This is a genomic window from Stenotrophomonas sp. KH_052, assembly GCF_057838755.1.
The window spans coordinates 1,380,548-1,394,425 of sequence record NZ_CM174475.1 but is presented as its reverse complement, the minus strand read 5'-3'; the positions used below and the strand labels follow the sequence as shown (position 1 = coordinate 1,394,425).

At 64.7% G+C, this 13,878-nt stretch carries 13 protein-coding genes; 9 read left to right on the top strand and 4 right to left on the bottom strand.

The genetic code is table 11. The features are described 5' to 3' along the window. Positions 1-14: 14 nt before the first annotated feature. Positions 15-635, bottom strand: coding sequence for a LysE/ArgO family amino acid transporter (locus tag AC3ITW_RS06405; RefSeq protein WP_012510453.1), 621 nt, complete (start codon positions 633-635; stop codon positions 15-17). A gap of 107 nt (positions 636-742) precedes the next feature. Between AC3ITW_RS06405 and AC3ITW_RS06400 the strand changes: the two genes are divergently transcribed. The 5 genes from AC3ITW_RS06400 to AC3ITW_RS06380 all read left to right on the top strand — a co-directional run bounded on the left by AC3ITW_RS06400 (position 743) and on the right by AC3ITW_RS06380 (position 6,417). After that, the gene (locus AC3ITW_RS06400; protein WP_012510452.1) at positions 743-1,636 is read left to right on the top strand and encodes a LysR family transcriptional regulator ArgP; all 894 of its coding nucleotides are present in this window, start codon (positions 743-745) and stop codon (positions 1,634-1,636) included. 78 nt (positions 1,637-1,714) lie between these two features. Beyond that, positions 1,715-3,115 (top strand): TolC family protein, encoded by a 1,401-nt coding sequence (locus AC3ITW_RS06395; RefSeq protein ID WP_004149837.1) that lies wholly within the window; start codon positions 1,715-1,717, stop codon positions 3,113-3,115. Then, complete coding sequence (locus AC3ITW_RS06390) at positions 3,108-4,121, top strand: HlyD family secretion protein (protein WP_004149835.1); 1,014 nt, start codon at positions 3,108-3,110, stop codon at positions 4,119-4,121. The genes AC3ITW_RS06395 and AC3ITW_RS06390 overlap by 8 nt, the downstream gene beginning before the upstream one ends. Beyond that, a complete protein-coding gene (locus AC3ITW_RS06385) occupies positions 4,106-5,293 on the top strand; it encodes an ABC transporter permease (protein WP_012510450.1) in 1,188 nt (395 codons plus the stop codon). The genes AC3ITW_RS06390 and AC3ITW_RS06385 overlap by 16 nt, the downstream gene beginning before the upstream one ends. Next, positions 5,290-6,417 carry an ABC transporter permease gene (locus tag AC3ITW_RS06380; protein WP_489390156.1) on the top strand — a complete coding sequence of 376 codons (1,128 nt, stop codon included), beginning with the start codon at positions 5,290-5,292 and terminating at the stop codon, positions 6,415-6,417. The genes AC3ITW_RS06385 and AC3ITW_RS06380 overlap by 4 nt, the downstream gene beginning before the upstream one ends. A gap of 119 nt (positions 6,418-6,536) precedes the next feature. On the opposite strand, the gene AC3ITW_RS06375 is transcribed toward AC3ITW_RS06380, so the two are convergent. Both AC3ITW_RS06375 and AC3ITW_RS06370 read right to left on the bottom strand, forming a co-directional pair. Continuing rightward, positions 6,537-6,905, bottom strand: coding sequence for a glycine zipper 2TM domain-containing protein (locus AC3ITW_RS06375; RefSeq protein ID WP_032127541.1), 369 nt, complete (start codon positions 6,903-6,905; stop codon positions 6,537-6,539). Between the two features lie 167 nt (positions 6,906-7,072). Then, complete coding sequence (locus AC3ITW_RS06370) at positions 7,073-9,295, bottom strand: methyl-accepting chemotaxis protein (protein ID WP_489390155.1); 2,223 nt, start codon at positions 9,293-9,295, stop codon at positions 7,073-7,075. Between the two features lie 280 nt (positions 9,296-9,575). On the opposite strand from AC3ITW_RS06370, the gene AC3ITW_RS06365 reads away from it, so the two are divergent. After that, positions 9,576-9,968 (top strand): barstar family protein, encoded by a 393-nt coding sequence (locus AC3ITW_RS06365; RefSeq protein ID WP_004149780.1) that lies wholly within the window; start codon positions 9,576-9,578, stop codon positions 9,966-9,968. A 44-nt stretch (positions 9,969-10,012) separates the two neighbouring features. Here the strand turns inward: AC3ITW_RS06365 and AC3ITW_RS06360 are convergent, their stop codons facing one another. Continuing rightward, positions 10,013-10,471: a hypothetical protein gene (locus AC3ITW_RS06360; RefSeq protein WP_004149778.1), complete on the bottom strand. Its 459-nt coding sequence runs from the start codon at positions 10,469-10,471 to the stop codon at positions 10,013-10,015. Between the two features lie 738 nt (positions 10,472-11,209). Here AC3ITW_RS06360 and AC3ITW_RS06355 point away from each other — a divergent pair. The 3 genes from AC3ITW_RS06355 to AC3ITW_RS06345 all read left to right on the top strand — a co-directional run bounded on the left by AC3ITW_RS06355 (position 11,210) and on the right by AC3ITW_RS06345 (position 13,815). Then, positions 11,210-11,914, top strand: a complete 705-nt coding sequence (locus AC3ITW_RS06355) for a YaaW family protein (protein ID WP_145513009.1) — start codon at positions 11,210-11,212, stop codon at positions 11,912-11,914. Beyond that, positions 11,905-12,876 carry a hypothetical protein gene (locus AC3ITW_RS06350; protein WP_114618621.1) on the top strand — a complete coding sequence of 324 codons (972 nt, stop codon included), beginning with the start codon at positions 11,905-11,907 and terminating at the stop codon, positions 12,874-12,876. Before AC3ITW_RS06355 ends, AC3ITW_RS06350 begins: the two co-directional genes overlap by 10 nt. Positions 12,877-13,059: 183 nt before the next feature. Further along, positions 13,060-13,815 (top strand): M15 family metallopeptidase, encoded by a 756-nt coding sequence (locus tag AC3ITW_RS06345; protein WP_050483500.1) that lies wholly within the window; start codon positions 13,060-13,062, stop codon positions 13,813-13,815. The last annotated feature ends 63 nt before the right edge of the window (positions 13,816-13,878 follow it).

Here is a 13,878-nt window from a genome sequence, read left to right as displayed (position 1 = left end):
CGTACGTCACGCACTCATGGCGATAAAGGACGCAGCAGCAACAACGTCGCAAGGCAGAACATGAAGGCCGCCACGCCTGCGTCCAGCACACGCCAGGCAGCCGGCCTGCGGAACACCGGCTGCAACAGGCGCGCGCCATAGCCCAGCGTGCAGAACCAGGCCACGCTGGCGGCGCAGGCACCGGCGGCGAAGGCCCAGCGCAGATCCCCCGGGTAGCGCGTGGACAGGCTGCCCAGCAGCACCACGGTATCCAGATAGACGTGCGGGTTGAGCAGGGTGAAGGCCAGGCAGGTCAGCAGTACCTGCCGTCCGCTGCCGCCCTGCGCCTCGGCGGCGGCCAGCGCACTGCCACCGCGCCATGCGCGCAGCCCCGCCTGCAGGCCATACCAGAGCAGGAAGGCCGCGCCACCGAAGCGCAGCACCTGCAGCAGCAGCGGCCACTGCAGCACCAGCGCGCCCATGCCGCCAACGCCGGCCAGGATCAGTGCGATGTCCGCGCCGGCGCAGGCCAGTACCACCGTTCCCACACGATGCTGCTGCAAGCCCTGGCGCAGCACGAAGGCGTTCTGCGCACCGATGGCGATGATCAGGCCGGCACCTGCGAACAGACCGGCGGCGGTAGCGGCAATCCACATGAGGGACGGGCCAGGCGGTGAAGGGACGCGCAGGGTGCGGCCAACGGCCCCGTTAAGACAATCTGCTTTTTCTTTATCCTGTGCAGAAAAACTGAAGAGGCTGCCGCGTGGACCTGATACATCCGCAACTTGCCGCCTTCGCTGCGGTGCTGGAGGAAGGCAGCTTCGAGGCTGCGGCACGCCGCCTGTCGATCAGCCCGTCGGCCCTGTCGCAGCGGATCAAGGCATTGGAGGATCGGCTCGGCCAGGTGCTGGTCGTACGTCAGGCACCGTGCCGGCCCACCGCCGCAGGCGAAGCGCTGCTGCGCCGGGTCCGGCCGATGCAGGCGCTGGAGGCCGAGGCATTGGCCGAACTGCTGCCCGAACGCGGCAGCGATGCCGCGCGCACGCCAATCCCGTTGGCGGTCAACGATGACTCGCTCGATACCTGGTTGGTGCCAGCCATCGCCGAACTGCACCAGCGCCATGGCTACCTGTTCGACCTGCGCATGGACGACCAGGACCACACCCTGCAACTGCTGCGCGATGGCAGCGTGCTGGGTGCAGTCACCGCCGAAAGCCAACCGGTGAAAGGCTGCAACGTGCACCCACTCGGCGCGATGCGTTACCACGCTATCGCCTCGCCCGGCTTCGCCCGCCAGTACTTCAGCGATGGCATGCAGGCTGCGGCACTGGCGCGCGCACCGATGCTGGTGTTCAACCGCAAGGATGAACTGCAGTGGCGCTTCGTGCGGCGCCTGACCCGCGCGCGGCTGCAGCCGCCGCTACACTACCTGCCCTCCTCCACCGGTTTCGTCGAAGCCGCTGCGTGCGGACTCGGCTGGGGCATGGCCCCGGAATCCCTGGTCGCGCCCGCCGTGCGCGCCGGCCGCGTGGTGGTACTGGAACCCCGCCGCTGGCTCGATGTGCCGCTGTACTGGCAGCATGCCGCCGTGCGTTCAAGCACGCTGCAGCACATCACGCAGGCGCTGCGCACTGCAGCCAGCAGCACCCTTCGTTGAGGACAAACCGATGACCGCAGACCCGGGCTTCACGCCGCGCGCACTACCGTTTGCGCACTTCTTCACCATTGGGACGGCATGGGCGTGATCGGCCGACGTACAAGGATGCACGGCGCGAAGGCCGCGCTGGCGCTGGCAGCCTGCCTGCCACTGGCTGCGGCGGCGCAGACTCTCACCGATGCACCCGCATTGGACTGGGAACAGGCACGGCAGCGCCTGGAGCAGGTCTCCGATGCACTGGCCGCCGCCGATGCAGCGGTGCGCAACAAGCAGGACCTGCAGGACGCCACGCGCCTGCTGCGCCTGCCGGAGATCACCGGCGAAGTGCGCCGGCTGCAGTTCCAGAAGACCCTCACCCTGCCGCTGGGCTCACTGGCCCCGGTGGCCGAGGCCTATGGCATCGACTCGCCGCTGTCGTTCACCGAACGGGACTGGCGTACCCGGCCCGTGGTCACCGCGGTGCTGCCGTTGTACACCGGCGGCGTGATTCCGGCCGCGCAGCGTGCCGCCAGCGCTGCCCACGAGCAGGCCAGCGCCGAGCGCGAGGCTCAGCGTCAATCGCTGACCGTGCAGCTGGCCCAGGCCTATTTCGGCCAGCGCCTGGCCGAGCAGGCAGTGGATGTGCGGCGCGACGTACGCGATGGCCTGAACCGCCACCTGTCCGACGCCGAGAAGCTGGAACGCGAGGGCTTCGCCACCCGCGCCCAGCGCCTGCAGGCCACCGTGGCCCGCGACAAGGCCGAGCGCGAATACCAGAAAACGGTGAACGACCTGGCCACGCTGAAAGCGGCGCTGGCCACGCTGCTGCGCAGTGGTGGCGAGGTACAGCCGGTGTCGCCGTTGTTCGTGCAGCGCGTGCCGCTGGAACCGGTGGCCAACTTCGAGCGTACTGCGCAGGCACGCCAGCCGCAGATCGCACGCCTGCGGGCGATGGTGGCACAGGCCGAACAGGGCGTACGCGTGCAGCAGGCCAAGCTGAAGCCACAGATCTTCGCCTTCGGCCAGTACGACTTCCGCCGCCGTGACGAGATGTTGACCGATCCGGACTGGGCATTCGGCATCGGCCTGAAGTACACCTTCCTGTCGCCGAACTCGCGGCCGGCGCAGATCAGCGCCGCGCGTGCGCAGCAGGACCAGGCCGAAGCGGGCCTGCGCGAGGCCGAGAACCAGGTCGCGCTGGGCGTGCGCAAGGCCTGGAACGAGCTGGAAACCGCGCGTCAGCAATACGTGCTGCTCGACAGCAGCATCGCCCAGGCACAGGAAAACCTGCGCCTGCAGGAGCTGGCGTTCCGCGAAGGCCAGGCGACTTCGCTGGATGTGATCGACGCGCGGCTCGGCCTGGGCGGTGCCCGCGTCGAGCGCGCACAGGCCGCCTACCAATACGATATTGCGCTGGCACAGTTGCTGGAGGTCAGTGGACAGATGGACCGTTTCGAAGAGTTCCGGCGGCGTGCGGACGAGGTGATCGACCATGAGTGATGTGCTGCACGACGATGCAACGACGCCCCCGGCCAAGCGCCGCCTGGGCCCGATCCTGATAGTGGTGCTGCTGGTCGTGGTGGTGCTCGGCCTGTGGCTGGCCTGGCGCAGCCCGGCCGACCAGATCCAGGGGATGGCCGACGCCGATACCATCAACGTGGCCGCCAAGATCACCGCGCGCGTGGCCGAACTGAAGGTGCGCGAGGGCGACCGCGTGCAGCCCGGGCAGGTGCTGTTCCTGCTCGACAGCCCCGAAGTGGCCGCCAAGGAGCAACAGGCGCACGGCGCATTGGCCGCCGCACAGGCGGTGGCCGACAAGGCCGACGAAGGTGCGCGCAGCGAAGACATCCGCGCCGCTGAAGCGAACTGGAAGCGGGCTGAAGCCGGTGCGACGCTGGCTGAAGCGACCTACCAGCGCGTGCAGAACCTGTTCAACGAAGGGGTGATGACCCGGCAGAAGCGCGATGAAGCGCATGCCCAGGCCACCAGCTCGCGCGAACTGGCCCGTGCCGCCCGCGCGCAGTACGACATGGCGCTGGCCGGCGCACGCGAGCAGGACAAGCGTGCCGCGCAGGGCCAGGTGCAACAGGCACAGGGCGCGGTGGCCGAAGTCAACGCCGCACGTGTCGAAGTGGAAGGGCGCGCGCCGGTGGCGGGCGAGATCAACAAGCGCATGGCCGACCCCGGCGAACTGGTACCGGCCGGCTACCCGGTGTTCACCCTGGTCGACATCGACCGCATGTGGGTGGCGATGAACCTGCGCGAATCGCAGATGCAGGGCCTGAAGGTCGGCAGCAAGCTGCGCGGCAGCGTGCCGGCGCTCGGCCAGGACGGCGAATTCGAGGTCTACTTCATCAACCCGGCCGGCGACTATGCAACCTGGCGTACCACCCGCCAGTCGTCCGGCTACGACGTCCGCAGCTTCGAGGTGCGGGTGCGCCCGGTACGCCGCATCGAGGGCTTCCGCCCCGGCATGAGCGTGCTGTTCGCATGGCCCCAGCACTGAGCCCTGGCCGCGGCGGCTTCGCTGCCAGCTGGCGGCGCGAGCTGCGGTCGCTGCGCGGCAACCGCGCCGACCTGCTGCTGGTCACCCTGCTGCCGCTGCTGATGCTGGCCGTGATGGCGTGGATGTTCACGCCCTCGGTGATGCGCGACATCCCGATCGCCGTGGTCGACCTCGACCACAGCAGTGACAGCCGCCTGCTGCTGCGCATGCTCGATGCCAGCCCCGGCGTGCGCATCGCCAGCCAGCCTGCGGACATGCAGGACGCACGTTCGCAGCTGCGTCGGCTGGATGTGTTCGCCATCGTGCTGGTGCCGCGCGATGTCACCCGGCAGGCGTTGCGTGGGCGCCAGGGCACGGTGTTCGCCTATTACAACGCCACTTACATGACCACCGGACAGTCCGCTGCGCGCGATATCGGCGACGCGGTCTCGGCCTGGAATGCGCGCCTGCTGCGCGAGCGCATCGGCCTGCAGGTCGGCCCGGGCAAGCTGCGTGCCGCGCCGATCGCGGTGCAGTCAGACATCCTCTACAACCCGGCGCGCAGCTACGAACTGTTCCTGCTGCCGCTGATCTTCCCGGCGGTGCTGTCACTGGTACTGGCGCTTGCGGTGGCCGGCAGCCTCGGCCGCGAAATCCGCGACAGCACCCTGCCCGCCTGGCTGGGCCGCACGCCGTGGCCGGCGATTGCCGGCAAGGTCGCGCCGTACATCCTGCTGTTCTCGGTGTATGGCGCACTCGGCATCGGCTACCTCGCCTGGCTGCGCGGCGATGGCGTGGCGGGCAGCGTGCTCATGCTGCTGCTCGCACAACCCTTGTTCTATCTGGCTACCGCCGCCTACGCGCTGTTCTTCGTCGGCGTCACCCGCGACATGGGCACCGCACTGTCTGCGGTCGGCCTCAGTATCGGCACCGCGCTGGCGTTCTCCAGCGCCACCTTCCCGGTGCTGGACGGCCCGTTGTTCACCCGCATCTGGCACCAGCTGCTGCCATTGAGCGCCTACATCAAGCTGCAGACCCAGCAACAGTTCATCGGTTCGCCGCTGCAGGTTTCGGTATGGCCGCTGGCCACGTTGCTGCTGATGTCAGTGGTGGCTGGCGGCATCGGTGGCCTGCGCCTGATTGCCTTCGCGCGCACGCCCGAAGCCGCACAACCGGCAGGAGCCGACGCATGAGCGCACTGTGGCGCAGCCTGCGGCAGACCCTGATGGCGGTGCTGTGCGACCGCTATGCGATCGTGGTGATGGTCGGCGCGGTGATCCTGTATTCGTTCTTCTACCCGGCCGCATACCGCCACCAGGTGGCCGGCAACCTGCCGGTGCTGGTGGTGGATGAAGACCACAGCGCGACCAGCCGCGAACTGCTGCGCAAGCTCGATGCGCTGCGGGTCGCGCGCGTGGTCGGGCAACCGGCCGACATCGACAGCGCACGCCAACAGCTGGAAGCCGGCCACGCCGAAGGCATCGTGCTGATCCCGGCCAACCTGGAGCGCGACATCCTGCGCGGCCATCCTGCCAAGCTGGTGCTGCTCGGCAACGGCGCCTACCTGGGGCGTGCCAGCTGGGTGCTGGGCAGCGTGGCCGATGCACTGGGCGCCTTCGGGCGTGATGCGGTGGTCGGCCAGGCCGCCTTCATGGGCGCACCGCAGGCACCACCGGTCACCCTGGTGCAGCGCCCGCTGTACAACACGCAGGAAGGCTATGGCAGCGCCATCGTGCCCGGCGTGGCCGAGCTGATCGTGCACCAGACGCTGCTGATGGGCATCGGCGTCCTGCTCGGCGGCCGCCGCCTCGCCCTCGGCCGGCGCCTGCGCTTCAACCTGCCGACGCTGGCCGGCATGGCGATGGGCTTCGGCCTGATCGGCCTGTTCGGCTTGTTCTACTACGCCGGTTTCACCGCCTGGGTGCAGGACTATCCGCGCGGCGGCAACCCGCTGGGCCAGCTGCTGGGCGGCACCCTGTTCATCGCCGCCACGGTGGCGTTCGGCCTGTTCGTCGGCAGCTTCTTCCGCACCCGCGAGCGTGCTTTCCAGTACATCATCGCCACCTCGATCCCGCTGTTCTTCCTGGCCAACCTGTCGTGGCCGGCGGTGATGACGCCGCAACCGCTGGTCTGGCTGGCGCAGCTGCTGCCGACCACCTCCGGCATCAACCTGATGGTGCGCCTGAACCAGATGGACGCCAGCCTGGCCGAAGTCAGCCATGAACTGATCACCCTCAGCGCCCTGCTGCTGCTCTACGGTGCCCTCGCCGCCTGGCGCCTCCTCGCAAAAAAGGGGACGGAGGGGATTAAGTCGTAAGCGGCCGGGTTGGGGGATTGCGACTTAATCCCCTCCGTCCCCTTTTCCCATAACGACGAACGCCGGCATGGGGCCGGCGTCCGAGTACTGCAGTGTGGAAGGGGTAACGGGTCGAGCAATCAGCGGTAGACGCGCTCGCAGCGACGTTCGACGACGCGATCACCATTCTTCTGCTGGCTGTTGCCCTGGATCTGGCGACCGGCCGCACCACCGGCGACGGCGCCTGCCACGGTGGCCAGCTTCTTGCCGTTGCCGCCGCCAACCTGATTGCCGAGCAGGCCACCGATCACGGCGCCGGTAGCGGTACCCGTAATGCGGTTGGGATCGCGCGAGTTGCGCTGCACTTCCACGTTCTTGCAGACCACGCGGCTGCCGTCGTTGAACTTGCGTCCCTCATCGCGCGGCCCATACGTCTGCGCGCCGGCCACCGACGAAGCCGCCAGCAGGGTGCCCAGCACAAGCAATCGGGTCGAGGTCTTCATGGCCATCTCCTGAGTTCCGGTATGGCGCAAGTGTCCTCCCGCGGTTGGCAACCGGAAGTGAAATGCGCGTGTCCGCCACCTCATCGGCCATCGCGCGTTCAGGAAGAAAATCCGCGCCCATCACGATCAGCCATCGTGATGGGCGCCGTCTCCCTGCCGGCAATTCAACCCTGCTAGAACTCTTCCCAGCCGCCCGCATTGGCCGCCAGCGTTGGTTCGATGCGTGGCGACAGCGATGCCGGACGGCGCACCGGGGTAACCGTGGCAGCCACTGCGGCCAAGGCCGGGCGTACTGCAGCTGCGGCCGTCACCGCGCCAGTGCGGAACACCGATACCGCCTCGGCCAGCAGGTTGGACTGCTCCTCCATCGAGCGTGCGGCGGCGCTCGCTTCTTCCACCAGGGCAGCGTTCTGCTGGGTGGTCTCGTCCATCTGCACTACCGCCTGGTTCACCTGCTCGATGCCCGAGCTCTGCTCCTGCGAGGCGGCGGAGATGTCGGCCATGATGTCGGTCACCCGCTGCACCGAGGCGACGATCTCGCCCATGGTCGTGCCAGCCTGACGGACCAGCGCCGATCCGTCGGCCACCTTGCCCACCGAATCCTCGATCAGGCCCTTGATCTCCTTGGCCGCACCGGCCGAGCGCTGTGCCAGCGTGCGCACCTCACTGGCCACCACCGCAAAGCCCCTGCCCTGCTCACCGGCACGCGCAGCTTCCACCGCCGCGTTCAAGGCCAGGATGTTGGTCTGGAACGCGATGCCGTCGATGACGCTGATGATCTCGGCGATCTTCTTCGACGAGGCTTCGATGGCCGACATCGTGGTGACCACCTGGCCGACCACCTCGCCGCCCTGCGAGGCGACACCGTGCGCACCAATCGCGAGCTGGTTGGCCTGGCGGGCATGCTCGGCGTTCTGCTTCACGGTGGAGGTCAGCTCCTCCATCGATGCCGCCGTCTCTTCCAGGTTCGCCGCCTGCTGCTCGGTGCGCCGCGACAGATCGGTGTTTCCCGAGGCAATCTCGCCTGCCGCCAGGTTGATGCTGGACGCGCTGGACTGGATGCGGCCGACAATCTGCTTGAGCTGATCGACGGTGGCATTGCAGTCATCACGCATGCGCGCGAACACGCCATGGAAATCACCCTGCATACGCACGGTCAGGTCGCCGCGCGAGATGGCCTGCAGCAGGGTCGAGACCTGCACCAGGTTCTCGTCAGTGGTCTGCATCAGGCGATTGAGCCCGGCCACCATGTCGCGGAAATCATAGGCGAAGCGATCTTCGTCGCCGCGCAGGCTGAAGTCGCCTGCCGCAGCCGCTGTCGCCAACCGGCGGATCTCGCTGTTGATCGCCGACAAGCTGGACTTGGTTTCGTCCATCGCCTGGGTGATCGCCGCCTTCTCGCCGGGCAGAGGGTCCATGTCCACCGACAGATCGCCGCGCGCGTAGTGCTTCATCACCTCGATCAGCCGGTTCTGCACCTGCACGTGCGAGCCGACCAGCGCATTGGTCTCATGCACCATGCGCCCGTAGTCGCCGGGGAAGGCACTCTCGTCCATGCGGTAACTGAGGCTGCCCGCATCGTGCTGGCGCGCCAGCTCGCCCTGCGCCGCCATCACCGACTGCAGCTGCGCCTGCATGCGCTGCATCGACCGGAGCAACTGGGTGACCTCGTCATTGCCGGAGGCATCGACGCTGCTGTCCAGCCGCCCGTTGGCGATGCCATCGGCCAGCTTCACCGCCCCTTCCAGCGGACGGGTCAGGCTGCGGGTGATGGCCCACGCCGCCAGTGAACCCAGTACCAGGCTCAGCACGCCGAACACGATCGACAACGTGCCAGTCCAGGCTTCGGTCGACCGATATTCCTCACGACTCCGTTCGGTCAGCATTTCCTGATGCCGAAGCAGGGCCGAGATGGATTCGTTCCAGGCGGTGGCCAAGCCATGCTCGGCCAGCAGCTCCTTGGCCGCGCCGTCGAAATCACCGGCCTTCATCCGATCGTGTAGATGCTGGGTCGACGTATCGGTGGCCTTGCGTGCCGCGTCGATTTTCGCAACCAGGGTATCGCCGGTGGCATCACGCGGAATCTTGATGTATTTGGCCCAGATGCCGTCGTAGGTCTGCGACAGCTCCTGCGCCTTCTGATAATCCTTGTCGAAATCCTCGCCGCGCTTGATCACCATCAGCCGGCGGTGCATCAACACCGCGTTGTTGGTATCCAGCATGTCGTTCAACAGCCGCATCTTCACCATGTTGACGTCCACCACTTTCTCGAACTGGGCGGACTTCAGGTGATTTCCGTACAGCGCCAGGCCGACGATGGCCACGATGAACAGCAACAGCAGACCGAAACCGGCACCCAGCCGGGAACCCACACGGAGGTTTCGTAAGGCGAGCATCTCAATTCCCTTGATCATGACCGTACGATCGGTTGCGGCTCAGGCAAGGGAAACTTTATGGGTCGATATTACTGAATCGATCCAAAGCATTTAAACTGTGAGCGCAAGCATAAAAATGCAGTTGCGATTAACCGAAAAATAATTTTCAACGATTCATCACAACGCAACGATCGACTGAAACCAGACCGGCTCCGCGCCAAGGCCCCGCTCACGCTGCTGCATAATCTCCAGAGGTTATCTGTAGCGGACAGAACCGTTCCAGACGGGCTACAGACCACACATGACCCTTGTGCTGCACATCGAAGGCGCCTCCATAAACGATATCGCCAGCCTGTATGCGGAGATCAACCGCGTATTCATGGCCAGCGAGCACTGGCAACTTGGACCGAGCCTGGATGCGCTGGACGACCTGTTGCATGGTGGCTATGGCGCGCTGGCCGGGCATGGCCAGGCCAGGGTCATCTGGCGCGACATCGCGCACAGCCGAACGGCCCTGGGCGCGGATGCCACCGGCCGCTGGCTGCAGGCCAAGCTCGACGCACCAGGGCGCTTCAATACGCAAGCCATTGCCCGCCAACTGCAGGCGCTGCAACGGGGCGAGGGCCAGACCTACTTCGAGATCGTCATGCAGATATTCAACAGCCATCCGAACATCACACTCGTACCGGATTGACGGTATCGAACTCCATCCTGCGCATGCCCAGGCATCCGATCGACTCAGCGTGCCCGGCTGGCGAAGTAGCGGCTTGCCGGCTCACGGTACAACAGGAACGCGCAGTACAACGACACGCAGAAGATCGCGCCAAGCGTAAGAAACTCGAATGGGCCAGCGCTTTTCATATCGACCAGCTTCAGCACCATGGTCTCCAGGAACATGATGACGAACAGTGGGCGAACCCATCCCCAGCGCGCGAATATGCCCACCCCGATCACGATGCCCGCCAGTCCGTTGAGCACACCGGCAGTGACCAGCGCAGCATAAGGCAAGGAGTGGTAGAGGCTCATCCGCGCCAGCAATTGGTACTCCGGCACTTTCGGCCCATAGACTTCAAGCATGCCGTAGAGGGCCAAGGCGCCACCCACAATCTGGTAGAGCGCGACGATGTAGAGCGATGGCGGTGCTTCAACGGCGGCCTTGGCCTGCGGGCCTTCATGGGGCGCAGAATGTTGCGTCATCGCTCGCTCCTTGATTGTCGTGCCGCCAGCCTGGCCGCAGACCGGAGGCTACACCCCCGCTGCCGGGCTTGATAGCCCCAACCTTCGGCTGCGACAGCAGGCAGCCGACGCGCGACCCGTTCCACCCGTTACCATGGACGGCCCTGTACCAGCTCCGCTGCCGCCGCCCTCCGGCGCGGCCGGACGCCCCGGATTCACGAGCCCCATGTCAAAAGAAAAGTCCGCCGAACACACCCCGCTGATGAAGCATCACGGGCGCATGCTTTGCATCCGTATGTTTCTGAAAGATATTTTCCGGGACCGCGCCCACTGAGGGCTGGCATTGCTACACTGTCGCTACACGACTCTTGAACCGCGGCGCGGCTCATCGCCTCTTCCTTAGGGTCAAGTCCCGACCTCGCAAGGACTCCCAAGCGGCAATCGCTGGACGCGTTAGGGAACGAACCATTTCCACACTGAGCAGCCGCGTGGGCTGACCGAGATTCTGACAACGGCGCCGCCGCCGTTCGGCCCCTGAGCAGCCCATCTCGACTTCCATCATCGCCCGCCCCTCGCTCTTCATGGCCGAGAAGCGCTGCACGCGCTTTTTCCAGTGACCGAACTGCCGATCTCTTTCAATGCGACTCCAATGACCGAGACTACGGCGGCTTTGGTTAGAATCCGATTCGAAGGGCCGATTGTAGATCGAGCCCTAACGCCAAGAGACAGACGGGCTAGGCAGCCCATACAGGGGAAAACATGGATTTCAGCGTTCCACGAAACCGGCCATTGGCCGAGCTTCTTTCTCAAGCCGGCAGTGAAGATCTGGATGTCCTTGCTGACTTGATCACCGACAACGGCAAGGGGCGGCTCGCGCTCGATTCTGGCATCAAGGCGCTCATCGTTAAGCGAAAGGCCGAAGGGGCCCTTCAGTCGATTGCTGATGTCCTGGAAAAGGAGATCTGCGACTTCGGCGGCAACACCCTGATGAACACCTACAGGTCCTCCGGGGTCGAATACCCGGAGCTAGCTAAAGACGTTGCTAAAAAGCTGGGTAGCAAGATCCCAGAGGGCGCCGACGTCTATGCCCTCGAAGAGTTGGCCCTTGCGGGAGCCATCGGGAAATACTCGCCCGACGATGCAACTGCAGAGGGCGCTGGCGAGACCACGCCGAACTCGGTCATCGACAAGGTGGTGCAACAACTAGTTCAAAACGCAGGGACGGCAACAGGCTTGGCCTCCGCTGGTGGGGTCGCAGGCTTTGCATCCGCTTTGGGCGCTCGTGCAGCATCGTTTGTCGCGGGGCCTGTCGCTGTTGGGGCCGCGGGATACTCACTCTATGAAGCCACAGGCCCAGCATTCCGCATCACAATCCCGGCTGTTCTCCAGATCGCCAAGATTCGTCGCAAGCGGATCGACGCCGATTTCCAACACTATTGTGAGAGGCTGAAAGCATGTCTCTGATCAATGCAGAGCTGGCGCGTGATCTGCCCAAGCTCCAAGACATCCTTGCGCGTGTCGCTTCTGGGGAGCTGAACGTTTTTGGCGGCGTGGTGCGATACGCCGCGGGAACTGGAAAGGGGGGCCAGATCGCCGCGCACCTTGTATTCCCAAGCGACCCGCAGCAGGCCCAGCAGAGCATTTCCCAACTGCAGGCCGCCATGCAACAAAGTATGGGCAATCTTCAGGGCGGCATTGATGTCCTCCAACAGAGCATGGGCTCACTTCAGGCCCTGCAGATGGCAAACCTCGCCATGGCTGGCTTGAACCTGGCGGTCACAACCGCAGGCTTCGTCATTGTTTGTAGAAAGCTCAACAAGATCAGCGGCCAAATCGAGTCCCAGTCCGCTGGCATAGCCCAGACACTTCAGCTGGTGAGCGAGGCCCACGAGCGTAGCTTGCTGATGGATGAGGCGAGGTTCCGCGGCCTGGTCCTGGCTTGCCAACAGCACTTTGAGGAAGGCGACACGGAGCTCCTCAAGCACAAGATCCAAGATTTCCACGAGCAATACCAGTTCACCAAGCTGGTGTTGCAGCGCCACGCAGTTAAGGCAGCAAGCAACAACGAAGCTCGCTTGATTGATATCCAGGTTCTCCAAGACCGCCTAGTGAACCTTGGCCTGTTCCTCTCCCATATCCAGACCAAGGTGGGAGCCCGCGAGCGCGGGCAAGAAACCCTTCGGAACCTTGCGCAGGATCTGGAGGAACTCAACGGGAGCCGCGTGCAGGCCTTGACCTCGGATCGCCAGTTCGCTTTCAGCATCACCGAAGATCAGCTGAGCAAGGTGACTTCTTTCATCCAACAGGGGCAGCAAGCCATCCCTGCCCTTACCTACCAGGCCGACCTTCTCGCCCTCGAACACTTCGATGTCGACGCTGTGAACGAAGCGGCGACGACAGGAGAGATCGTGGTGATTGCGGCGTAGTCACCTGGATTGACTTTTATTTGATGCGTGCTATTAACTAATGAGGCATGCTTTCTTACCTCCCCATGCCTCATTAAGCCCCCACCCCCGGATGACTCGGGGGCTTTTTATTTTTTTCGCCTTGCGCTTTCCATACAATCCACTATCCCTGAATGCATCCAACGATCTTTCTGGGAGGAAAGCATGCAGTCCCGATTTACCATCACCGCCATCCTGGCTTGCCTGGCCTTGGCCGGGTGTTCGACCGTTCAACCCAAACCCAAGCCCAGCACCCCTTGGATCTACCAAACCCCTAAGCCGCACGGCGCCATTTACCGGTTCTTCCATCCGAAAAGTGAAAGGATGTGGAAAGGGGTTTCCCCAGCGCTGCGGGAAAAGGTTGAAGCCGTCCAAGCTCAACTCGCAGCAGAGGGCTACGACGTCCGCCCGGTCGAGGGCTACCGTTCGCCAGAGCGGCAAGCTGCGCTACTCGCTTCAGCTTCTAATGTCACGACGGTTGGTGCCTACAGTAGTTGCCACAACTTCGGCCTCGCATTGGATGCCGCCGTTTTCGTCAATGGCGAGCCGAGCTGGAACCTGGACGATGCCTATGTAATGGCCGGCTATCAACGCTTTGGCGAGCTGGCGGAGATCGTGGGGCTGAACTGGGGCGGCCGGTGGACCAACCCGAAAGACTATCCCCACGTCGAACTGAAAGCCGAGTGCGGCCAGGCCAAGTGGGCCTACCGGCAGGGACGCAAGCCGGGCGCGTTTCCTCCAGTGACCGGGACACCCTCTTCTGAAGTGCTGGCCCGGGCGCTGGCTCCGGCCTGGTGTCCTGCTGGCATGGAAACGGAGTGTCTGGCGTGGGGCAATGAAAACCGGATGGCCTGGAACTGGACGCTCCCGCGTCGGGTTTGTTTTGCGACCTTTCCTAACACATTGAAAAAGATCGGATGATCGCCTTGCGGAAATGAAATCGCCTGCTATGGATGAAGTATCAATCCATACTCGGAGGGTTTT